Below are 23,997 nucleotides of genomic sequence, written 5' to 3' on the forward strand. Positions count from 1 at the left end.
TTATGATAAAAAGCTTAATTATTAATCCGGGTTCTACTTCTACAAAGGTTGGTATTTTTGAAGATGAGACTCTTGTAAAAGAGGAAACATTAAGACACAGCACTGAGGAGATCAATCAGTTCGCAAGCATAATCGATCAGAAGGATTTCCGTAAGAACATCATTCTCGATTTCCTCAAAAAAGAGAGTATTGATATTAAGTCTTTTAACGTAATAGTTGGAAGAGGCGGTCTCTTAAGACCTATCCCTGGTGGTACATATGAGTGCACAGATGCTCTTTTAGAGGATCTTAAAAAGGGCGTTCAGGGCCAGCATGCTTCTAACCTTGGAGGTATCCTTGCAAGAGAGATCGGTGATGAGATCGGTGTTCCTTCTTACATCGTTGACCCTGTTGTAGTTGATGAGATGGAGCCTGTAGCACGTATCTCAGGTGTTCCTGAAATCGAGCGTGTATCTATCGATCATCCTCTTAACCAGAAGGCTGTTGCCAGAAGATATGCAAAAGAGATCGGCCAAAAATATGACGAGATCAGCGTAATTGTTGTACACATGGGTGGTGGTACATCAACAGGTGTTCACAAGAACGGCAAGATGGTAGATGTTTACGCAGCACTTAATGGTGACGGCGCATTTTCACCTGAGAGAGCAAACGGCATTCCTGCAAAGGCTCTTGTAGATATGTGCTTCTCAGGTAAGTACACATACGATGAGATGAAAAAGAAGATCGTCGGAGGCGGCGGACTCAATGCATATCTTGGAACTAACGATATGAGAGAAGTTAACAAGATGTGTGAAGAGGGCAACGAGAAGGCAATTCTTGTCCGCGATGCATTTATTTACCAAATCTGCAAGAACATCGGTGCTTGCGCAACAGTATTAAAGGGTAAAGTTGATCAGATCATTCTTACAGGTGGTATTGCTTATGGTCAGGTGATCACAGATGCCATCAAAGAGAGAGTTGACTGGATCTGCCCTGTAACTGTATATCCTGGTGAGGACGAGCTTCTTGCTCTTGCACAGGGTGCTATCCGCGTCATGAACGGTGAGGAGCAGGCAAAAGAATATTGATGATCTTTTAATGGGTGTCGGTCATTTTGACCGACACCTTTTTGCTGCAATTAGATATTTACTAAGGTGACAAGCGTATTGAAAAGCTATCATTAATCTGCTACAATGTACAACGGACTTTTGCTAAAATATTGGGTTATTATGCCCTTTTTTATGAGGAATAAAACATGAGTATTATTGATAAGATTATTGGTACACATAGCGAAAGAGAACTTAAGAGAATCCGCAGCACTGTTGATTCAATTGAGGCTATGAGACCAAAAATGCAGGCTCTTTCTGATGAGGAGCTCAGAGGCAAAACAGATGAGTTCAAGAAGAGACTGGCTAATGGGGAAACACTTGATGATATTATGCCTGAGGCATATGCGACAGTTCGTGAGGCAGGTAAGCGTGTCCTTGGAATGGAACACTTCAGAGTACAGCTCATTGGTGGAGTTATCCTTCATCAGGGTAGAATCGCTGAGATGAGAACCGGTGAAGGTAAGACACTTGTAGCTACACTTCCTTCTTACCTTGACGCTCTTGAGGGCAAAGGTGTTCATGTAGTAACAGTTAATGATTACCTTGCAAAGCGTGACGCTGAGTGGATGGGTAAGATCCATGAGTTCCTTGGCCTTACCGTTGGTGTTGTTTTGAACAGCATGACTTCTGAAGAGAGAAGAGCTGCCTATAACTGTGATATCACGTATGTTACAAACAACGAACTTGGATTTGATTACCTTCGTGATAACATGGCAATCTACAAGGAGCAGTGTGTTCTCCGTGGACTTAACTATGCCATCATCGATGAGATAGACTCTATCCTTATTGATGAAGCAAGAACACCTCTTATTATTTCCGGTCAGTCCGATAAATCAACAAAGCTTTATGAAGCATGTGACATCCTTGCCAAGCAGATGACACGTGGTGAGGATATGGAAGACCTCACTAAGATGGATGCCATCATGGGTGTTGAGAGAGAAGAGACCGGTGACTTTATCGTCAATGAAAAAGACAAGATCGTAAACCTTACAGCACAGGGTGTTGCCAAGGTTGAGAGATTCTTTAGAATAGAGAACCTTGCTGATCCTGAGAACCTTGAGATCCAGCACAATATCATCCTTGCTCTTCGTGCAAACAACCTTATGCAGAGAGATCACGACTACATCGTTAAGGATGACGAAGTCCTTATCGTTGATGAGTTTACAGGCCGTGTAATGCCGGGAAGACGTTATTCAGATGGTCTTCATCAGGCAATCGAGGCAAAAGAGCATGTTAAGGTTAAGAGAGAGTCCAAGACTCTTGCTACTATCACCTTCCAGAACTTCTTTAACAAGTTCGAGAAAAAGTGTGGTATGACAGGTACTGCCCTTACAGAGGAAAGAGAATTCCGTGATATCTACGGAATGGACGTTATCGAGATTCCTACAAACGAGCCTGTTATCCGTAAGGATCTTCAGGATGCAGTTTATAAGACTAAAAAAGAGAAGTTGAACGCTATCTGCGATGCAGTAGAGGAAGCTCATGCAAAGGGACAGCCTGTACTGGTTGGTACTATCACTATTGAGTCTTCTGAGGAAATAAGTAAGCTCCTTAGAAAGCGTGGTATTCAGCATCAGGTACTTAATGCCAAGTTCCATGAAATGGAAGCTGAGATCGTAGCAGAGGCTGGTAAGCACGGTGCTGTTACAATCGCTACTAACATGGCAGGCCGTGGTACAGATATTAAGCTTGATGAAGAGGCAAGGGCAGCAGGCGGACTTAAGATCATTGGTACAGAGAGACACGAGAGCAGACGTATCGACAATCAGCTCCGTGGTCGTGCCGGACGTCAGGGTGATCCTGGTGAATCCAAGTTCTACCTTTCACTTGAGGATAACCTTATGAGGCTCTTTGGTTCAGAGAGACTTATAGCAATGTTCAATGCTCTTAAGATTCCTGATGGACAGGAAATTGAGCACTCATCTCTTTCAAAGGCTATTGAATCAGCTCAGAAGAAGATTGAGTCCAACAACTATGCTATCAGAAAGAACCTTCTCGAGTATGACCAGGTTAACAATGAGCAGAGAGAGATCATCTATGCAGAGCGTAAGAAAGTTCTTGATGGAGCTTCCATGAGGGATTCAATCTACAAGATGATCACTGATATTGTAGAAAATGCAGTAGAGACAGTTGTAGGTGAGGAGAATGATCCTGATAACTGGAACCTTGCAGAGCTCAATGAGCTTTTGCTTCCAACTGTTCCGCTTAAGAAGATCACAAGAGGACGTATCGAGACTCTTACAAAGGCAGGACTCCTTCAGCAGTTAAAAGAGGAAGCAGTTAAACTTTACGAGACAAAAGAGGCAGAGTTCCCTGAACCTGAAACAATCCGTGAGATTGAGCGTGTAATCCTTCTGAAAGTAATTGACAGAAAGTGGATGGATCATATCGATGATATGGATCAGCTCCGTCAGGGAATCGGTCTTCAGGCATATGGCCAGAGAGATCCTAAGCTTGAGTACAAGCTTGCAGGCTACGAGATGTTTGATGATATGACCAGAAACATCAAGGAAGATACAGTGAGACTTCTTTTCCATGTTCACATTGAGGAGAAGGTTGAGCGTGAGCAGGTAGCCAAGGTTACAGGAACAAATAAGGATGATTCAGTTGCAAAGACTCCTGTTAAGAGAGTTGAAGCTAAGGTTTATCCAAATGATCCATGTCCATGCGGAAGTGGTAAAAAGTTTAAGAATTGTCATGGAAGAGTTTAAGTAATTAGAAAGGTAAGTATATGGTAGTTTTAGATCAGATGAAGGTTGAGATCCAGAACCTGCAGGATACTTTAAAAGAAGTTACTGCTTCTCTTGACCTTGAGTCTAAGAAAAAGATAATTGAAGAGCTTAGTCGTGAGATGGAAGAGCCTGGTTTCTGGGATGACGCAGAAAAGGCCAACAAGAAGACAAAAGATCTTAAGAATATGCAGGATCTTGTTGAAAACATCGAAAAACTTAACAATCAGTACGGCGATATCATTGATCTTATCGATATGCAGAATGCAGAAGGCGTAGATGACGATGATATGGCTGCTGAGATCAGATCAGAGCTTGATGAGTTTGAGGAGACTCTAGAGAATATCCGTATCAGCAATCTTCTCAACCAGCCTTATGATAAATATGATGTAATCCTTCGACTCAACGCAGGAGCAGGCGGAACAGAGGCTTGTGACTGGGCAAGCATGCTCTATCGTATGTACACTAGATGGGCAGAGAGAAAGGGTTTCACAACAGAAGTTCTCGATCTTCTCGATGGTGATGAAGCCGGAATCAAGTCAGTTACATTCCAGATTTCAGGAACAAATGCTTATGGACTTTTAAAGTCAGAGCACGGTGTTCACAGACTTGTTCGTATCAGTCCGTTCAATGCACAGGCTAAGCGTCAGACATCATTCGTATCATGCGATGTTATGCCTGATATTGAAGAGGATTTAGATGTAGAGATCAATCCTGATGATCTTAGAATTGATACATATCGTTCAAGTGGTGCCGGTGGACAGCACATCAACAAGACATCATCAGCTGTACGTATCACACATATTCCTACAGGCGTTGTAGTTGCCTGCCAGAATGAGCGTTCACAGTTCCAGAATAAAGATAAGGCTATGCAGATGTTGAAAGCTAAACTGTTCATCATGAAACAGGAAGAGCAGGCTGCAAAGCTTGACGGAATCCGTGGTGAAGTAAAGGATAATGCATGGGGAAGCCAGATCAGATCCTATGTCCTTCAGCCATACACAATGGTAAATGATACAAGAACAGGATTTAAGGCATCTAACGCTGACGGCGTTCTTGATGGTGATCTTGATCCATTTATCAATGCATATCTTAAGTGGCTTGCAACAGGTGGAAAGCCGGTTGGAGATACTTCAGAAGAATAATTACAGGGGATGCGACTTTTATGCCGCATCCTTTTTTTGATGTTTTTTATTCAAAAAATAACTTTCGAAATTTCTGTATTCCTAGTACAATATTGTATTAGGGGAGTTGTACGTATGAAAATTATTGAAAATGCCAAGGCTTTATGGAACTTATTTAAAGATTATCGTTCTATGAATGATGATGATCTGGATGATTTTTACCAGTCAAAATGTGATTATTATCAGAATTATGTGGCTATCAGTTTAGTGGTTGGCGCATTTGTTTCTATTACATATATTTTCTCGGATTATTTGCTCAACGGCACTTATCTTCCGACACTTATTCCCAGATTTTCAATACTTGTAGCGCTGGCACTTTTTTTGGTGCTAATTAATTTTGTGCGCGACAGCAAGCTCATCACCTTTTTGGATTTTGCTCTTGCCCATTGCATAGTGCTGGCGACCATGTGGGCCATCTATCATCTTGAGATCAAGGTTCATGCCAGTGAAGGCTTTATTATCATGAACGTGGTATTTTTGACCGTTGGATTCGTTTCAAGGCCAAGATATACCTTCCTTTCCAGTGTGATCTTTATTCTTGAGATCCTTATCACCAACACTTTTAACCATTATCCAAACCTTGATATTATCCTTGCACTGCAGATCCCGGTTGGTCTTGCGGTTGTATGTTCACACATTCTTTTGACATTGTACTACCTTGATCATTACAGGGTTCGCCAGAAGCTTGAACTTGCGATGGTTACAGATCCGCTCACTCAGGTTTATAACAGACACCTTTTGGAAAAAATTGTAACAAAGAATGCTCTTATTGATGCTCAGGAGCCTATTGCAATAGCAATGCTTGATATAGATTACTTTAAGCAGGTTAATGATGAGCATGGCCACTATACAGGGGACCTTACACTTTTGTATATAGGTAAAAAGCTTTCAACTGAAACTCACGGTGATGATTATGTTATCAGATTTGGCGGTGAGGAATTTATTATTATCTTCAAGAACTGCGATGTGAATAATGCCTGCGCAAGAATGGAACAGTTCAGGCGCGATATAGAGGCTGCTACAGATACACCTGTTCCAGTTACAGTATCTGTGGGCGTTTCCAAGTACACGGGTGATTTCGCGAAGAGTATACAGAACGTTGATTCAGCTTTGTACAAGGCTAAAAATACAGGAAGAAACAAGGTAGTGGTTGTTTAATATGGGGAGCATAAAGGATATTCGAGATAATGTAGCCAGGGTCTTAGTTGGTAAGGACGAGACAGTTCTTTTGACAGTGGTTGCTATGGTGGCCGGTGGACATGTTCTATTAGAGGATGTTCCCGGAACCGGCAAGACAATGCTTGCTAAGGCACTGGCCAGATCAGTAGATGGAAGTTTTAAAAGGATTCAGTTTACACCGGACCTTCTCCCGTCTGATATTACAGGACTTAATGTTTATCAGATGTCTAAGGGAGAGTTTGTTTTTAACAAGGGCCCGGTTTTTTGCAACATTCTTTTAGCGGATGAGATAAACAGAGCAACTCCCAGAACTCAGGCAGGACTTCTTGAATGCATGGAGGAGAGGCAGGTAACTATTGACGGGCAGACCAGGACTCTTGAGAGGCCCTTTTTTGTTATTGCAACTCAGAACCCTGTTGAGACCAGCGGAACTTTTCCTCTTCCTGAGGCACAGCTGGACAGATTTCTTATGAAGCTGTCTGTAGGATTTCCTGACAGAGCTGAAGAGATAAAGATATTAGAGCGCTTTGACGGAAGTGGAAGTAGTGAAGCTTTGGAAAAGATCAGCCCTGTAGCAGGTCCAAAAGAGATAGAAGAAATGCATGATGAGGCTATGAAGGTCAAAGTGCATCCTCAGATAAAAGAGTACATTGCGGACATTATAGTTGCCACCAGAAACAGAAGGGATGTGTCTTCCGGTGTCAGCACAAGAGGAAGTCTTGCGCTTCTTAACTGCGCCAAGGTTTTGGCCTATGCTGAGGGCAGGGACTATGTTGTTCCTGAGGATATCAAGAGGCTTGCAGTGCCTGTTTTGGCTCATAGACTTATTCTTTCTTCCGGCTATGGGGTAAATGCTGATGCAAGTGGAATAATTCAGAGCATTCTTGATGAGATCTCTGTGCCGACTGAGGATTTCTGATGCCTATTATACTTATACCGATAGTTATTTTTGCTTTATATCGTTTTGAAAAATGGCTCTTTGGCAACTTTTGGGACAAAGGGCTTATGGCCAGGCTTGATTTTGTGGAAGAAGCGGTAAATGAGGGAGATAAGGCTCATTTGCAGGAGGTTATCACGAACAGGAACTTTTTGCCTCTTCACATTTTGCAGGTCAGCTTCCAGACTGATAAGGGTCTTGAGTTTTCCGATGGGACCAATTCCTCTGTCTCTGACAGGGTCAATGTGACGGATGTGTTCAGTCTTGGACTATATGAAAAGATAACAAGAAGGCTGGAGCTTGATTGCCGAAAAAGAGGGTATTACAGCATTTTGAAGACTTCTCTTAAGGCGTCAGATCTTTTTAGCCCCGATATCAGATACAACACCTTTGAACAGCACACAAATCTCTATGTCTATCCGGCGCCGCTTTCTGTCAGTAAGACAGAAGTGCCATTCAGGCAGCTTATGGGGGATGTGCTTTCAAAGCGTTTTTTGTATGAAGATAATTTTACTTTTCGCGGGATCAGGGATTATTCCAGGACTGATCCACAGAACATGGTGAACTGGAAGGCAACTGCCAAGACTGGGGATCTGAAGGTGAATCTGCATGATCACACATCTTCCCAGGAAGTAAAGTTTATTTTAAATGTGGATGAGCCGGGGATTTTGTTTGAAAGGGAGCTTTTGGAGGACTGCATAAGGCTTACCATGTCCCTGGCAGGGAGATTTATTTCAGAAAATGTGCCGGTATCTCTTTTGACTAATGGAAGAGACAAGGTTACAGGGGAAAATATATCCCTATTGGCGGGAGCATCATCACTTCATATGGTCAGCGTCAAAAGAGCTCTTGCAAGGATCGACCTTGAAAAGACAACTCCCAATTCTATGGCTGAAATTGTGGAAAGAGAAGTGGCAAACGTTGATATAGAAAATACAACCTTTTGCTATATTTCTACCACCAGAGGCGATGATTCTCTAAAGGCAGCAGGTCTTTTGGCCAAAAAGGCAGGGAAACTCTTGTGGCTGTGTCCACTCACCAAGGATATGAAACAGGAGCGCCCTGCAGATTCTAAGATTGATTTCGAAGTGGTCATACATGAATAAGAGGATAGAAATATTAAGGATAATAAACAACATAGTCATAGCCCTGAGCCTGAATATTCTGGGGATAATGTCCCTTGGGCTGGGACTAAAAAAGGAAGTGGTCATAGTGTTTTTGGGCATCACTTTTCTTTTGGTGCTGATAACAACTGCTCTTGAGAGAGTAAGAGAAAATCTTGTTTTTTACCCTGAGATTTCTGAGGCTTTTTTCTTTATTGCTCTGTATATCTTTTGCAGGATCGCAAAGATTCAGGAAGGCGTGATAGTAGTTCTTGCAGGCGAGGCTGTATGGGGAATTCTGGCGGTTTTGTATTACAACGCCAGGCAGATACTGGATGCAATGGTTCCCTTTAAAGACGGAGCAAGCGTTCCCATAGATATGGTAAAAAAGAATAATGGCAGGATGGTCAGCTTGTCAGTGGCAGCGGTGGCTCTTTCAATGTTTATCTGTACTTTGCTTGATTACGGAAAAGAGATAGCAGCCGCGGCAAAATACCTGATTATCAGCTTTCTCAGGTGGTTTTTTGGATTTTTTAAGTTTAAAGAGCCTGAAGAATATGTGCCTCTACAGGAGAAGCAGGAATTTGGGAAACTTCAGAGTCTTTTGCCTGAAGATTATGAGGATGATTCTATTTGGCACAGCATCTGGGAAATTCTGTACTGGGTTTTGGCGGCAGTTGTTCTTATTGCTACGATAGTTCTTTTGATAAGGGGAATAGGCAGACTCTACAGGACGCTTAAAAACTCAAGGAACGTTCTTAAAGATAAGCTTATGCGTGATAAAATTGAGTATTTAAGCCCTTTTGATAAAAAAGAAAGCGGAAAATCCGGCAACGGAAGCGGATCTTTTTTGCAGATGAGGCTCAGCAACGAGGGGAGAGTAAGGCTCCTATTTAAGAAGTATATAAAAAATGGAAGCGGCTATGCTGATGTCAGGGAAAGCCAGACGCCAAGAGAACTTGAAACGACTTCAAATGGAAGGGCGTCTGCGGCCTTTAGTATCTATGAAAAGGCAAGATACAGTGAACATCAGATAACCGCTGAAGATTTGAAAAATATTAAAAAGGCTGTAAAGGGGCAGGACTTTTAAAATATGGAGGTGACATCCGTGATGCTGTTGTCAGTCACCTTAAAGGACCAGATTGAGTGGCCCTTAAGTCTGTGCTCTGTAAGAAAATAGGTATCGTCTACATTCGAGATGTAGTAAGGAGTACCGCCTCCAATGAAGTACTCTGAGTAGATATCTTCATATTTTCCCTGGCTCAGGTCAGACAGGGAAGCTGTCTTTATTATAGTTGCGTAATCCTGCGAACCTGTTGTGTCTGTTGAAACAGAAATATAATAGTAATCCTGGATCTTTGTAATCTGCACCATTCCTGCGACTTCTGCGGGGACGGTGTATTTTTCTTTTATCTCAAGTGTATCGAGGTCGCACATTATGATGTTGGAAGCTTCGGCGGAATCTGTATCGGAAACTCCTGAAACAAAGTATATGTAGCCATCAATTATAGAGAATGAGCGGACGTAGATCCCGTCAAGGTCGTTGATTTTCTTTATATCTGTGAGATACATCCTTGTGGAATCGGATGTATGTCTGAAGCAGTAAAGCTCCCCGGTCGTAGAACTCCATACATAAAAAGTATCAGTAATCTCATTGTAAATAGTGTAATGCGGCCTGTTTCCTATATCATAAAAGGTCTGTGTATGGACAAATTTGTCATTAACTTTTTCATAGACCAGAACTCTGTTATTCTCTGTGTCATCGATCATGTAGACGGAGCCGTCGCTTGCAATTGTGTGAGGCTGTGTGGCATCCCCGGACATGATGTACCACTCATCGAGTGGAGCATTCAGATCGTCTGAGTAAATGACTCTGTTGTGGTAGCAGTCAACTATGAACCAGGTATCATCCTGCCTGGTAATGTAAGTTGGCACGCTGAGCTCGGTGTCGTAGTTTTGTACAACATCTATGCCTGCTATGGCATCTTCTATGTCGACCTCGTCCTCTGCCTCTGCAAGCTCCTGACCTACAGAAGTAAGGTTTGATTCCGCAATATATGTAGTTCCATCAAAAGGTGATGAAGGAGTCAGAGTAGTTGAAGCAAAAGAGGCCTGGCTGGAGGTTTCTGTAGGCACTGAAACAGAGTCTGCACCTGCAATCTGGCATCCTGTGAGCATTGAAATGGCCAAGATAAGGCCTGTTGTTTTATATAAAAATGTCTTTTTCATTAAAATATGTCCCTTTTCAAAACTCCTTTTAGTTTACATTATGTTTGTTTCAAGGTAAAGGATATTGAAAAATATACTATAAAACGTTACGATTATTATAATAATATCGCATATCCAGGGGGTATAGTATGGTTACGATCAGTCTCTGTATGATAGTTAAAAATGAAGAAAATTGCCTTGAGAAGTGCCTTGGCAGCCTAAAAGGCCTTGTTGACGAGATGATTGTGGTTGATACCGGATCTACAGACAGGACAAAAGAAATTGCGAATGCTTTCGGTGCTAAAGTTTACGACTTTAAGTGGACCGGAGATTTTAGTGAGGCCAGAAATTTCTCTTTTTCCAAGGCAACTTGTGACTACATATATTCAGCGGATGCCGATGAGGAGTTGGATGAGGCAAACAGAGAGAGGTTCCTTCAGATGAAAAGAGATTTGGAAGAACTTGATATTGACATCGTACAGATGTACTATTGTAACCAGTTGTCTTTTAGGACGGTTTATAACTTTGATAGAGAATTAAGACCAAAGCTCTTTAAGAGAGTCAGGAATTTTATTTGGGAAGATCCTATTCATGAACAGGTGGTTTTGGATCCTGTTATTGTTAATTCTGAGATTGAGATCATACACAATCCCGGTGAGAATCACTCTGCCAGAGATTTAAATGCATTCAGAAAGGCCATCGCAGATGGGAAATTCCTGTCAAGGCGGCTTTATGGGATGTATGCAAGAGAGCTGATGATGGCCGGAACTGATGATGACTTTTTGAAAGCAAAAAGGTTTTTTGAAGAATCACTAAAGGATACCCACAGAAGTCTTGATGAGATAAAAGAGGGAAGCTGCATTCTGTCGCATATTGCTGTGATAGAAGGAGATGTGTCAGCTCTTTTGAAGTACACCTTAAAAGACGCAATAACTGAAATGTCCAGTGAGGTTTGCTACGAACTTGGTGATTTTTACTATAGCCAAAAGGACTATGATGAGGCTATAGTGTGGTATTATAATGCAGCATACGAGTGCGAGAGCATTCTGGATGTTCAAAAATCAAAAGAGCTTCCAAGGCTTGCAATTGCCAAATGCTACAGAGCCCTTGGCAACAGTGAACTTGCAGAAGATTATGAAAAGGAAGCTTTACAAGTACAAAAGGAAGAGTAATGTTAGAGTTTTACAAAGGAAAAAGGGTGCTTGTCACCGGGCATACGGGCTTTAAGGGAAGCTGGCTGACCAAGATTCTGGTCATGGCCGGAGCTAAAGTCTATGGCTATGCATTATCTCCTGAGGGAGATGAGAATTTATTTGAGATTTCCAAAGTGGGTGATGATATCTGCTCATGTATTGGAGATATCAGAGATTTTGACAAACTAAAGAGTTTCTTTGACGAGGCAAAACCGGAGATAGTTTTTCATCTGGCTGCCCAGCCCATTGTCAGAGATTCTTATGTGAGACCGCGCTATACCTATGAAACAAATGTCATGGGCACGGTAAATATCTGCGAGTGCGTAAGACAGTCGGACACTGTCAGATCTTTTTTGAATGTTACAACTGATAAGGTTTATCAGAACAATGAGTGGGAATGGGGATACAGAGAGGATGAGAAGCTCGACGGCTTCGACCCTTATTCCAACAGCAAGTCCTGTTCAGAGCTTGTCACTCATTCATACATCAATTCTTTTTTTGGAGAACTGGGAATTGCTACATCCACAGCCAGAGCCGGAAATGTTATAGGTGGCGGCGATTTTGCAAAGGACAGGATCGTTCCTGACTGCGTAAGGGCTGCCAGAAGCGGGCAAAAGATAACACTTAGAAACCCTGATTCTACAAGGCCATATCAGCATGTACTTGAGGCTTTGTCAGCATATCTTTTGATTGCTCAGAAGCAGTATGAAGATGGTGGTTATGCGGGCTATTATAATGTAGGCCCCAACGAGTCTGATGCTGTTACCACCCTTAAGATTGCCAGATTATTTAAGGAAAAATATGGGCAGCCTGATATAGAGATTAAATCTGATAATGGACCTCACGAGGCCAATTATCTTAAGCTCGACTGCTCAAAAATAAAGAGCAGACTGGGCTGGGCGCCAAAGTGGGATATTGAAATGGCTGTTGAAAAGACGGCTGAGTGGACCCGTGGGTACCTTGAGGGACACGCAATAGAAGTTATGGAAAAAGAAATAAAGGAGTATTTTGATTAATGATAGACAATGAAGCACAAAAGGCTGCAAGAAAGCAAATCTTGGATCTTGTGGCAGATTACTATGATAAATTTTTGAAGGTAGATAATACAGGCTTTGAGGAAGGTGACAGAATTCCCTATTCAGGAAGAGTCTTCGATGAGAAGGAAGTTAAAAACCTTGTGGATTCATCCCTTGATTTCTGGCTTACAGCAGGAAGATATACAGATGAATTTGAGGAGAGATTTGGAAAGCTCCTTGGAGTAAAGGGCGTAAGTCTTGTAAACAGCGGATCTTCTGCTAACCTTATTGCATTTATGGCTCTTACAGCTCCTGAACTTGGAGACAGAAGAGTGAAAAAAGGCGACGAAGTAATAACAGTTGCCTGCGGATTCCCTACAACTATCGCACCTATCATCCAGTATGGCGCAGTTCCTGTATTTGTTGACGTTACAATTCCTCAGTACAACATTGATGTGAACAGACTCGAAGAGGCCCTAAGCGAAAAGACAAAGGCAGTTATGATTGCCCACACTTTGGGTAATCCTTTCGACTTAAAGCATGTAAGAGAGTTCTGCGACAGGCATAATTTATGGCTTATTGAGGATAACTGTGATGCTCTCGGCTCAGAATATGAGATCGACGGTGAAACAAGATTTACAGGAACCTGGGGAGATATCGGAACATCAAGCTTTTACCCGCCACACCATATCACTATGGGAGAAGGCGGATGCGTTTATACCAACAACGGACTTTTGCACAGAATGGTAAGAAGCTTTAGAGACTGGGGAAGAGACTGCGTATGTCCTCCCGGAAAAGACAATTTCTGCGGCCACAGATTTGACGGCAAGTTTGGAGACCTTCCTGTTGGATACGACCACAAATACGTATACAGCCATCTTGGATATAATCTCAAGGCAACAGATATGCAGGCAGCAGTTGGATGCGCTCAGCTTGATAAGCTTATTCCTTTTGCAAATGCCCGCAGAAATAACTGGGAGATGATTAAAAAAGAGCTTGAGAGCGTAAGCGATGTTCTTATTCTTCCTGAGGCAGCAGAGAACTCCAATCCTTCATGGTTTGGCTTTATCATGTGCGTAAAAGAGGGTAGCGGCGTTTCAAGAAATGATATAACAAAGGCTCTTGAAGCAAACAATATCCAGACAAGACTTCTTTTCTCTGGAAATATCTTGAGACATCCTTGCTTTGCTGAGTACAAAGAGGGCAGAGACTACAGAGTTGTAGGTTCTCTTGAAGTTACAGATAGAGTTATGAACAATGCATTCTGGGTAGGTGTTTACCCGGGAATGAATGAAAAGAAGATTAAATTTATGGCTAGTGTTATCAGAAAGGCCCTTGGAAGGGAATGATGAAGACAGCAATCGTAACAGGCGCATTTGGATTTGCAGGTGCCAATCTTGTAGAGCAGCTTTTGGAAAATGACTATGTTGTCTATGCCATTGGCAGAGACGGCTCTGCACACAATGACAGATTTAAAAACGCTGATAATCTGAAAAGCCGATTCATCAATATGGAGGACTACGACAAGATTGGGGCTCTTGTTGATGAAGAGGATGTTAAAGATAAAGAGGTCATCTTTTTTCACCTGTCTTGGGGCGGTGGAAGGGATGACTTTGATGCCCAGCTAAAAAATATAGATGGTAGTCTAAAAGCTATGGACAGCGCTATTTCTTTTGCCGAAAGAGGGGCTAAGGTGGCCTTTGTGGGCATCGGATCCCAGGCGGAGTATGGCGTTAAACCTGATTCAAAAGTGCTTGATGAAAATGCGCTTTTAGAGCCGTTTTCCGCTTATGGAGCTGCAAAGGCAGCAGCTTACCATCTTCTAAAGAATAAAGCGAAAAAAGCCGAAATACATTTTGTGTGGGGCAGAATATTCAGCCTCATAGGAAAGTATGAGCCAGCTGGCAGAATGCTGCCGGATCTGGTGATGAAACTAAAAAGAGGCGAAGATGTATTCTTAAGTTCCTGCAGACAGTATTGGGACTATCTGGATGCAAAAGATGCAGCCAGGGCCATTATGCTTCTTGGCGAAAAGGGAAGAGATGGCGAAGTTTACAATATTGCAAGCGGCGATTATAAGGAGCTGAAAGCCTTTGTAAAAGAGGCAGCAGATCATCTTGGGGCAGATGAAAAGCTTTTGCACTTTGGAAATGATCCAATGCCCTATGTTTCTTTTAAACCATCGGTGAAAAAGCTTATGGAAGATACCGGATTTAGAGCTGAGACTTCATTTTTGGATTCTATCGATAACTATGATCAAACTGTAAGGTGAGACATGTACGAAAGACTGCAGGAACTGATTTCAAGCGGAGATTACAAGGAGGCCCTCTATGAGTTTCAGGAGGAGTTTCTTCATATTGACCGGCAGACTGATGAGGATGCGGCCAGACTTTGCCTTCTTGAGGCCTCTCTTTGGGAGGCGCTTGAGGACAGCTTTGAAGAATTTGATGCCATAGCGAGGGGAATAAAGTACGATCCCCAAAACTATGAGCTCTTTTACATGTTGGGACTTTTTTATAAGGACGTAAACATTAATAAAGCATATCTTTGTGTGCAGCAGGCACTTCTTTATTGTGAGGTGCCCGAGGATGCTGCGACTATCAGAGATATGCTTTTTGAATTGGAAAAAGATGGTTCTCTCAGGGTAAAAAAGCTAAGTATAATGGTGCTTTCTTACAATGACCCCGAGCTTTTGAAAAAGTGCATTGAGAGTATTGAGAATACCTGTTTTCTCGAGGATACAGAGGTTGTGGTCGTGGATAATAATTCCACTGATGAAATGGTAAAAGAGTATCTGAGAGCAAAAAGAGATTCCGCTTCATATGACTTTAAGCTTATTGAGAATAAAGAGAATATGGGCTTTCCTTTGGGCTGTAACTTGGGCGCCAAAAACTGTGATAAAGACAGGGATATTTTCTTTTTAAATAATGATGCTGTGCTTATGCCAAACGCTGTGTTCTTCCTTCGGATGGGACTTTATGAGAACAGAAATGTCGGAGCGGTGTCGGCTTTGTCAAACAGCGCATCACTTCAGGAGATAGAGCCAAAGCAGTTCGAAAAATATGCAGGAAAAGAGCTTGGACAGCTGTGGCACAAAAAGCTTTCTCTTGAGGAGAGCCTTAGGATCTTTAAAAGCTATTCAAAGGATATGAGTATACCAAAGCATGATCCTTATATCAGGCGTTTTAGACTTACAGGCTTTGCACTTATGGTTTCGAAAGAAGCCCTTGATGTGGTGGCACCTGGAAGGGATGTGTTTGACGGGCTTTTTTCTCCCGGGTATTTTGAGGATGACGATCTTGGAATAAGGCTGGCAAGAGCAGGATTTATGCAGCTTGTCTGCGATAACAGCTTTATCTATCACCATGGAGGAGGTGGCTTTGAGGGCCATAGCGACGCCATGGAAAATGGAAGGCAGAAGTTTATAGATAAGTGGGGATTTGATGTCTGGGGCTACAGCCTTCACTGGGATGAAGCCTGCAGGGCGATAGAGGAATTATACAATGAGCGGAAAGAACCACTGAGAGTAATTGATTTTACCTGCGGATTTGGGGCTACTGCATCGTTTTTAAAACATGAAATTCCTGATATATATGTGGCGGGTGTTTGCAGGGCGCCTTTTGCAGCAAACATCGCAAGAAATATGGCCGATTCGGTTGCCTGGGGGGATCTAAATCTCTGCAGACTGCCCTGGAAGAATCATTCTTTTGACGTGGCTTTAATAGACAGGACTGACGTTTGCAAGGTGAGGGCTTCACAATTTATCAAACAAAATGGTATCATTATAGATGAGGATTTTTTCAAAGGAGACGAAGAGTAGTCAATGCGTTGTCATAATTGCAAGCAGATCTTAGATGATAAAATAAGTTCAAAACTAAATTTTTGTCCCCTTTGCGGGACTCGCCTCTTTGACGAAAACAAAACATTTTTTATCACTATTTACAGTGTGGGGCAAAGAGAAAAAGTTGCCGGGGAGATGCTCATCTTTGTGGATGAGAGAATTCTCTATGAGGCTACGCCCGGAAATGGTGTCTTTTTTAATATCAACGGAGGTTTTCATACTATCAAGTTCAGAAGCGGTGTGAGGACGAAGGTGATACAGATTCTTATAGATTCTGACTTTGAGATCAGGGCTTATTTCAATTCTCTCACAGGCCTTATTGAGACAAATGTGAATCCTTTGGAGGGAACAGGAGCTGGCCATACTCCCGGTGAGATAGCGGCTGAACAGTTTACCGAGCCTAAAATGATTTCAGATATTGGAGAAAAGGGATTCCAGATGATCCTCGGTGAGGAAGAGCCTGACTATGATGTAGAAGCCACAAGTGGGCTTATGGTGGGAAAACTTAAGATCTATGGCGACAGGATGGAGTTTTCTCCTGACAGGATCAATAAAACTGATGTGACTGACTTCATAAAAATCGTTGCAGTCAGGCGTAAAATGGGCGCTATAGACGTGCAATGTGAGGGAAATGTTCATAAAATTTATAGTATTCCGAAAGATACCTACAATGAGATTATGGTATATTTAACCAATAGAATTCAGGAAATAAGGGAATAATTCGGAATTCAGGTATAGACACAAAACAAAATAACATACACAACATGATGATAAACAGCACTTCGGTGCTGTTTGTTTTTTCGTCAATTGTTCTGATAATTCCTTCGGTTAACGAATGGGCGTCAATATGCTGTTAACGTAAAAAAGTTATCATTGTAACAATGAATTGTGAAAAAAGTGTGAACACTTTCGCAAATTCTTGTTATCATATGCATTTTCGTTAAAATGCCAAAAAACCCTTGTCAAACTTGATGAAAATTTATTGGAAAATTCCCCTAAAAAGTGAATGACGAAAAAACGTTAATGTGGTAGACTTTACTTTGCCAAAAGAATGATTATTCACAAGATAAAAAATAAATAGGAGGTATGACATGACAAAGGCAGAAATTTTAAAAAGAGAAATCTTACAGCAGTATAAGAGTGTCAGACAGTTCGCGATAGATATGTCTATTCCATATAGCACACTTGTTACAGCACTTGATAGGGGGATCGAGGGTATGGCTTACGGAACAGTTATAAAGATGTGCGATCGTCTTAACTTGAATCCAGTTGATTTTTCAACACTGGAGCAGGGAACTGATCTTGGCAAGAAGATTGTTGAGAACCGCGTTATGCAGCAGTATGTTAAGCTTAACAAGGCTGGACGTAAGAAGATCCTTGATATGATGGGTGACTTCTCACAGCTTGATAAGTACCAGGCTGACTAATTTCCAAAGTGAAGAAGCAGAGATAGGTAAGTGCTTTATTCACTCTGCTATCTTTCACAGTGATATATTTCAAAATTAAAAATAGCTATGTGACATAAGTCGCATAGCTATTTTTTTTCTGTTATAATGTAGCAGATATAATCATAAATTGAGATAGGAGAAGTATTATGAAATACGATTATCTGGTGGTTGGAGCAGGTCTTTTTGGTGCAGTATTTGCTCATGAAATGGCCGTTAAGGGCAAGAGTGTCCTTGTTATAGACAAAAGGTCACAGGTGGCCGGAAATATATATACAGAGAATAAGATGGGAATAAATGTGCATAAGTACGGTGCGCACATTTTTCACACTTCAGATAAAGAGGTATGGGACTATGTTAACAGGTTTGCTGAGTTCAATAACTATATCAATTGTCCTGTAGCTTCTTATAAGGATGAGCTTTACAATCTTCCTTTCAATATGAATACCTTCAGCAAGATGTGGGGCATCAAGACTCCCGCTGAGGCTAAGGCTATCATCGACAAGCAGGCCGGTGAAGAAATAGAGAGAATGAACAAGGAGAAGGGCACAACTGAGTTTGTCGCTGACAACCTTGAGGAGCAGGCTCTTTCTCTTGCCGGAAGAGATATCTATGAGAAACTCGTTAAGGGCTATACTGAGAAGCAGTGGGGAAGAGACTGCAAGGACCTTCCTGCCTTCATCATCAAGAGACTTCCTATGAGATATATCTATGACAATAACTACTTCAATGACAGATATCAGGGTATCCCTATGGGTGGTTACACTGCACTTGTTGAGAAGCTTCTTTTGATCGGAAAAGAGGGAGAAATGCCATTTGTCTCAGGCTCTATAACTGTTAAGACAGATACTGATTATTATGACTTTGTAAAGATGGAGGGTAATCTTCCTGCGCAGCCATTTGAATCAGTAAACGGCGACAGTTTCGAGAAGATTCTTTTCACCGGTATGATCGACGAGTTCTTTGGTTACAAGCTTGGAACTCTTGAGTACAGATCACTTAGATTTGAGACTGAGGAGCTTCCTGATGTTGATAACTACCAGGGCAATGCTGTTGTTAACTACACAGAAAGAGATATTCCTTATACAAGGATCATCGAGCACAAGCACTTCGAGTACGGCACAGGCAAAGGAACTATCATAACAAGAGAGTATCCTGCGAACTGGAAGCATGGCGATGAGCCATATTATCCAATGAATGATGAAAAGAATAATAAGCTCTTTTCACAGTACACAGAACTTGCCGGCGAGTACAGGAACATCCTCTTTGGTGGAAGACTTGGCCAGTACAAGTACTACAACATGGATCAGGTTATAAGGGCGGCTCTTGATATGGTCGCAGAGCAGTGATCATATTACAAAAATTTATGCTTTTTTAATTTTTATTTCGAATATGTTTATTGACTTATTTGCACTTTTAGGTAAATATATAAGTAACTAAAGGTGGCTAGATGTGCCCTCGTGCGATAGATGCCAATGGAATGGCAGAGTTAAGGACTCGTACGTTATCAAGGAAGAAAGGAGGGGCTACATATGGCAGGCGTTTCTTTAAATGGCGTTTACAACCATTTCATACAAGATTACGTTTCTAAAGATGTTACACAGGCTGATGCGCATCGCAAGGATGAGCTTCGGGATGTGTATAAATCTATTGCAAAAATCAATAAACAATCCCCTCTGTATCTTTTAACGGACGATGATCTAACCCGCAACGATGCGATTGAGATAAAAGAAAAAGCAAGGCTTCTCCAGGGGAATATTTTTAGCCTCAGTAATCAGGAAGATAAGTCTTCACTTAATCATACTTCTGCATTTACGTCAGACGATGAAAAGGTGGATGCTTCTTATATTGGCAAAACTCCGGACGACGATGTTGGCAGCGCAGGTTTTGATATTGAAGTTTCGCAGCTTGCTACAGGTCAGACCAATACTGGTAAATTTATAGTAAAGGATTCTTCGTCAGTTCTTTTACCTGATAATTACGCATTTGATGTCAGGATTGATAAGCAGGAATACGAGTTCCAGTTCAGCGTTTATCAGTCTGATAAGAATATAGATGTTCTTCAGAAGCTTGAAAAGCTCATTAACAGGGCGGGAATAGGACTCGAAGCTGAGGTTGTAGAAGGTAGTGATAACAGAGCGGCGCTTCAGATAGGAGGCACCCACACCGGTATCAGGACCGGTGAGATAAGTCAGTTTGAAGTTTATGAGTCCTCCGGCGAACTTGCGACAGGCTCTGTTGCAGCTCTTGGACTTGATCAGATATCTTCACCTGCAGCAAACGCGCACTTTACCTTAAATGGTGAAGACAGAATGGCTATATCCAATCACTTTACGGTTGGCGGTAAGTTTGATATTCAGATAAAGGATGTTACTACATCGCCTGTAAGTGTAGGGGTTAAAAGAGATAACGAGGCGCTGGTAAAGCATATTTCGTCTCTTGTTGATAATTACAATAAGTTCGTGCTCGAAGCATCAGGTAAGCAGGATGCGAAGTTTAAGAGCGACAAGCTAAAGAGTGAGGCGGTAAGCATTGCAAGGCAGTATATGTCAGGCATAGAGGATATGGGAATTAAGCTTGAGGGTGAAGGAACCATCTCTATAGATGACGAGATGCTGCATCAGGCGGTGGCAGGACTTCAGAATGACGAAATGCTAAAGCCGATCAGAAACTTTACAGACGCACTTATAAATAAGGCAAAAGATATAGCGGTTGACCCTATGAAATATGTTGACAGGCCGGTTGTTAATTACAAGAATCCGGACAGCAGGGACAACACAGCATCACCGTATATTACAAGCGAGTACTCAGGAATGATGTTCAATAATTATTGCTGAGATCGCGCTTAAGTTACCTTTTCTGCAGGAAGGTGACTTGAAATAATATATAGAAGCGGCGTACATCATGTGTATGCCGCTTCTTTGCGTCTTGCGTGGACTTGGAGAATCATGCTCCTTTCATGCGTAATGTGAGATTGGGGATTTATGTTTCTTTATGTGCTGTGATTTGTGGGCGAGCTTTGTATCGTGTATAATGGCGTAAGTGAGGTAAAAGACAGATGATTTTTTTGATGACGATCGTGGCTATGGTGCTTTTAAGTGTCTGCATAGCTGATAGATATAAAGTTAGTGTTGGGGATGGAATAGCACTTTCTGGCGCAGTGACAATTCTGCTTCTTTATGTTCTTGCTTTTTTCAGGGGCATGAAGCTGATTGGGGTAATTGGACTTGTATTTGTTGTGGTGGTATTGACCTGCAAATTTATACCTGTGGGCAAGAAAGATGTGGATAAGTTTGCGCCAGTAGGAAGTTCTGGTGGATTTGGGTTAAAAAACCATGTGCTTGACCCGCTTTTTATCATGTTTGTAGCAGCGGTGGCTGCGGTTACCCTTCTTACGGGGCAGCAGGTATTTTCCTGGTGGGATGATATTAATTTCTGGTCATCTGATGCCAAACAGCTTTTTTATATGAATGGATTTCCGGGAAAATATGGAAATGTCTCTCCTGAATTTGGGGATTATCCACCTGTTACGTCCATATTTAAATGGCTCTTTTTGCAGATAAGTTCTGATAGCTATAATGAAAGCCTCCAATTTGCAGGCTATTTTGCACTGAACCTGACTTTTCTTATGCCGCTGGCAGGCAGGCTGAAAAAGTGGACAGAGGATGGATGCGCTTGCAGGGGGGCAAAAAAGGCCGCTTTTCTGCTGGCTTGTTTTGCTGCGGTGGCTCTTTTGCCCGGGGTATTTAATGGGATAATATATTACGGAACACCTGCTGATATAACCATGGGAATTTTGTACGGGGCCCTTCTTCTTGCTATTTTCGAACAGGACATGGCTATCGAAAACTTTTACTATATCAGGATTGCACTATATTCGGCAGTTCTTTTCCTGACTAAGTCTGTTGGCGTAGAGTGGGCGATATTTGCATTTCTCTTTTACCTGATAACCAGGAAAAAAAACTGGAAAATACTGGTATCCTGTGCTGTATCAGGCGGATTCTATATAAGCTGGCTCTTGTTCTGCCTTATCAACAGAAGAGTTGCAAAGCTTACCGGAGCGGGGCTTCGCATGGCTACATCCGGAACTTACACTGCGCCACAGAACACAATGGAAAAGGCAAGGTACTTTATTGAGGGATTCTGGACTATGCCTATGCATGCGGATTCCAATATTACTTTTGATATCTCTACAGGCCTTGCAGTTCTGGCTCTTGCGGTATTTCTTTTTGCTTTAATGAAATGTGGGATCTTTGAGAAGAAAGAGGCAAAGAAAATTGCAATCTTCCTTGGCATATCCGGACTTTTATGCTACGGGATCATATTCCTTGCCCATATTTCTATTTTTCAGACGGAAGATCAGTACCTGGATGCTTATGCCATGGCAGTTTCTATCGCAAGGTACGCATGCCCCTTTGCACTTGGAGGTTTCTATCTTTTGATTGGGGCTTTTTGTGACAGGAGTGGTAAGATACCGCAAAAGAGTGGAATGAGGATTGGAATCGCATTTCTTTTGTTTGTTCTACTAACTGCTGACTATACGGGCGTTTACAAGCATTTGCTTGGCTACAGAAAAAGTGTAGAGGAAAACATAAATTATTGTTATGATATGGTTGGTGATGAAGGCAGGATTTTGGTGGATAAAGTTGCCCAAAATGAGAGCCTTTGGGGAAAACGAGTTCTTGTCATGCGAGACGGCCATACCTACACATGGGTTCATGACACTTATATAAGTAAAGAGGCTTCACCTGTGGCCCTGGTCTATGATGGCTATTTGGCAGAACAGGAGAGCTCTGCGGATATGGCGAGCAAGATGGTAACAAGCCATGCTTCATATTTATATGTAGAAGATGCGGATGGAATGGCAAAAGATCTTTTTTCTCCCCTGATGAAGGATGGAGAAGAGTTTACTCCATGCACCGTTTATAAAATTGAAATAAGTGAAGAGGGAGTTGTTCTTACTTCTATATGAATATACCGATAATTATTCCGGCTTACGAACCGGATGAGAAGATGATAAAGCTGGTGGATGAATTAAATAGCGCTTCAGTAGGCCCCATTGTTGTTGTAAATGATGGCTCGGATAAAGAAAAATTTGGCCACGTTTTTGACAGTGTTAAAAAGAGCGGGGCCATTGTCCTTGAGCATGCGGTCAATATGGGAAAGGGCAGAGCACTTAAGACGGCCTTTAACTATTGTCTTAATGAATATGAGGATCTGGCGGGAGTTATCACTGCTGATTCCGACGGACAGCACACGGTTTCAGATATTAAAAAGTGTATGGAAGCTCTTTTGGCTGATCCTAAGGCACTTGTGCTGGGCGTGAGAAATTTTGATGAAAGCGGAATACCTGCAAGGTCCGTATTTGGAAACAAGATTACACGCAGGATAATGAAGCTGCTTGTGGGATTGTCCATAAGTGATACTCAGACCGGGCTCAGGGGAATCGGACCTTCCTTTATGAAATATCTTTTGACTGAGGATGGAGAACGCTTTGAGTTTGAGACTAATATGCTGATAGCTACAAAGGATCAGGGAGTGCCTATTATTGAGGTGCCCATCAGCACTATATATTTAGAAGAAAATAAATCCAGCCACTTTAATCCCATAGTGGATTCGATCAGAATTTATGCAATATTCCTGAAGTTTTTGTTTTCTTCTTTGTCATCAAGCGTTGTTGACATGGTGATGTTCAGTATATTCTGTGCCATATTCAGAAACGTTCCGATAGCAATCGGATATATCATGCTCTCAACGATCCTGGCCAGAGTCATTTCTGCAATCTACAATTTTGCTATTAACTATGGCATTGTGTTCAAGGGGAAGGGAAACAAATTTAAAGCTGCGGTCAAATATTTTGTGCTGGCAGTTTGCATCATGCTCCTTAGCGGCTTCTTTGTAACGATAGGGCATGGATTGTTTGGCGGCGTGCCGGAAATAGTTGTGAAGGTGCCTGTTGACTGCGTCTTGTTTTTGCTTAGCTTTATCGTTCAGAGAGAAATTGTTTATAAATAAAAAAGTCATTGACTAAGATTAGTTACTATGATATATTAGACAAGCGACTAAAGATTTAC

At 42.0% G+C, this 23,997-nt stretch carries 19 protein-coding genes; 18 read left to right on the forward strand and 1 reads right to left on the reverse strand.

Annotation, left to right across the window (positions count from 1 at the left end):
- Nucleotides 1–2: 2 nt before the first annotated feature.
- From buk to E7303_RS09545, 7 genes are all read left to right on the forward strand, one after another.
- Complete coding sequence (gene buk, locus E7303_RS09515; RefSeq protein ID WP_330601653.1) at nucleotides 3–1,067, forward strand: butyrate kinase; 1,065 nt, start codon at nucleotides 3–5, stop codon at nucleotides 1,065–1,067.
- Between the two features lie 167 nt (nucleotides 1,068–1,234).
- Complete coding sequence (secA, locus tag E7303_RS09520; protein ID WP_292145006.1) at nucleotides 1,235–3,799, forward strand: preprotein translocase subunit SecA; 2,565 nt, start codon at nucleotides 1,235–1,237, stop codon at nucleotides 3,797–3,799.
- A gap of 20 nt (nucleotides 3,800–3,819) precedes the next feature.
- A complete protein-coding gene (prfB, locus tag E7303_RS09525; protein WP_292145007.1) occupies nucleotides 3,820–4,962 on the forward strand; it encodes a peptide chain release factor 2 in 1,143 nt (380 codons plus the stop codon).
- Nucleotides 4,963–5,076: 114 nt separating this feature from the next.
- A complete protein-coding gene (locus E7303_RS09530; protein ID WP_292145008.1) occupies nucleotides 5,077–6,159 on the forward strand; it encodes a GGDEF domain-containing protein in 1,083 nt (360 codons plus the stop codon).
- Nucleotide 6,160: 1 nt separating this feature from the next.
- The gene (locus E7303_RS09535) at nucleotides 6,161–7,099 is read left to right on the forward strand and encodes an AAA family ATPase (RefSeq protein WP_292145009.1); all 939 of its coding nucleotides are present in this window, start codon (nucleotides 6,161–6,163) and stop codon (nucleotides 7,097–7,099) included.
- Complete coding sequence (locus E7303_RS09540; RefSeq protein ID WP_292145010.1) at nucleotides 7,099–8,223, forward strand: DUF58 domain-containing protein; 1,125 nt, start codon at nucleotides 7,099–7,101, stop codon at nucleotides 8,221–8,223. The genes E7303_RS09535 and E7303_RS09540 overlap by 1 nt, the downstream gene beginning before the upstream one ends.
- Entirely contained in the window at nucleotides 8,216–9,310 is a 1,095-nt protein-coding gene (locus E7303_RS09545) for a DUF4129 domain-containing protein (protein ID WP_292145011.1), read from the forward strand. The genes E7303_RS09540 and E7303_RS09545 overlap by 8 nt, the downstream gene beginning before the upstream one ends.
- Here E7303_RS09545 and E7303_RS09550 read toward each other — a convergent pair.
- The gene (locus E7303_RS09550) at nucleotides 9,307–10,449 is read right to left on the reverse strand and encodes a hypothetical protein (protein ID WP_292145012.1); all 1,143 of its coding nucleotides are present in this window, start codon (nucleotides 10,447–10,449) and stop codon (nucleotides 9,307–9,309) included. The genes E7303_RS09545 and E7303_RS09550 overlap by 4 nt on opposite strands.
- Nucleotides 10,450–10,577: 128 nt before the next feature.
- Here E7303_RS09550 and E7303_RS09555 point away from each other — a divergent pair, with 128 nt between their 5' ends.
- The 11 genes from E7303_RS09555 (at nucleotide 10,578) to E7303_RS09605 (ending at nucleotide 23,938) form a co-directional block, all read left to right on the forward strand.
- Nucleotides 10,578–11,600 (forward strand): glycosyltransferase, encoded by a 1,023-nt coding sequence (locus E7303_RS09555; protein ID WP_292145014.1) that lies wholly within the window; start codon nucleotides 10,578–10,580, stop codon nucleotides 11,598–11,600.
- On the forward strand, nucleotides 11,600–12,637 hold the full coding sequence (gene rfbG, locus E7303_RS09560; RefSeq protein ID WP_292145015.1) for a CDP-glucose 4,6-dehydratase: 1,038 nt from the start codon (nucleotides 11,600–11,602) through the stop codon (nucleotides 12,635–12,637). The genes E7303_RS09555 and rfbG overlap by 1 nt, the downstream gene beginning before the upstream one ends.
- Complete coding sequence (gene rfbH / locus E7303_RS09565) at nucleotides 12,637–13,986, forward strand: lipopolysaccharide biosynthesis protein RfbH (RefSeq protein ID WP_292145016.1); 1,350 nt, start codon at nucleotides 12,637–12,639, stop codon at nucleotides 13,984–13,986. Before rfbG ends, rfbH begins: the two co-directional genes overlap by 1 nt.
- Nucleotides 13,983–14,909: an NAD-dependent epimerase/dehydratase family protein gene (locus tag E7303_RS09570; RefSeq protein WP_292145018.1), complete on the forward strand. Its 927-nt coding sequence runs from the start codon at nucleotides 13,983–13,985 to the stop codon at nucleotides 14,907–14,909. Before rfbH ends, E7303_RS09570 begins: the two co-directional genes overlap by 4 nt.
- A gap of 3 nt (nucleotides 14,910–14,912) precedes the next feature.
- Complete coding sequence (locus E7303_RS09575) at nucleotides 14,913–16,457, forward strand: glycosyltransferase (protein ID WP_292145019.1); 1,545 nt, start codon at nucleotides 14,913–14,915, stop codon at nucleotides 16,455–16,457.
- A 168-nt stretch (nucleotides 16,458–16,625) separates the two neighbouring features.
- Nucleotides 16,626–17,198, forward strand: a complete 573-nt coding sequence (locus E7303_RS09580; RefSeq protein ID WP_292145021.1) for a hypothetical protein — start codon at nucleotides 16,626–16,628, stop codon at nucleotides 17,196–17,198.
- 371 nt (nucleotides 17,199–17,569) lie between these two features.
- Complete coding sequence (locus tag E7303_RS09585) at nucleotides 17,570–17,905, forward strand: hypothetical protein (RefSeq protein WP_022774658.1); 336 nt, start codon at nucleotides 17,570–17,572, stop codon at nucleotides 17,903–17,905.
- A gap of 167 nt (nucleotides 17,906–18,072) precedes the next feature.
- Nucleotides 18,073–19,272, forward strand: a complete 1,200-nt coding sequence (gene glf / locus E7303_RS09590; protein WP_292145022.1) for a UDP-galactopyranose mutase — start codon at nucleotides 18,073–18,075, stop codon at nucleotides 19,270–19,272.
- Nucleotides 19,273–19,455: 183 nt separating this feature from the next.
- Complete coding sequence (gene fliD, locus E7303_RS09595; RefSeq protein ID WP_292145023.1) at nucleotides 19,456–20,760, forward strand: flagellar filament capping protein FliD; 1,305 nt, start codon at nucleotides 19,456–19,458, stop codon at nucleotides 20,758–20,760.
- A 221-nt stretch (nucleotides 20,761–20,981) separates the two neighbouring features.
- Nucleotides 20,982–22,895, forward strand: coding sequence for a hypothetical protein (locus E7303_RS09600; protein WP_292145024.1), 1,914 nt, complete (start codon nucleotides 20,982–20,984; stop codon nucleotides 22,893–22,895).
- Nucleotides 22,892–23,938: a glycosyltransferase gene (locus E7303_RS09605; RefSeq protein WP_292145026.1), complete on the forward strand. Its 1,047-nt coding sequence runs from the start codon at nucleotides 22,892–22,894 to the stop codon at nucleotides 23,936–23,938. The genes E7303_RS09600 and E7303_RS09605 overlap by 4 nt, the downstream gene beginning before the upstream one ends.
- Nucleotides 23,939–23,997: the final 59 nt, after the last annotated feature.

This window comes from Butyrivibrio sp. (genome assembly GCF_015056685.1).
Classification (GTDB): Bacteria; Bacillota; Clostridia; order Lachnospirales; family Lachnospiraceae; genus Butyrivibrio.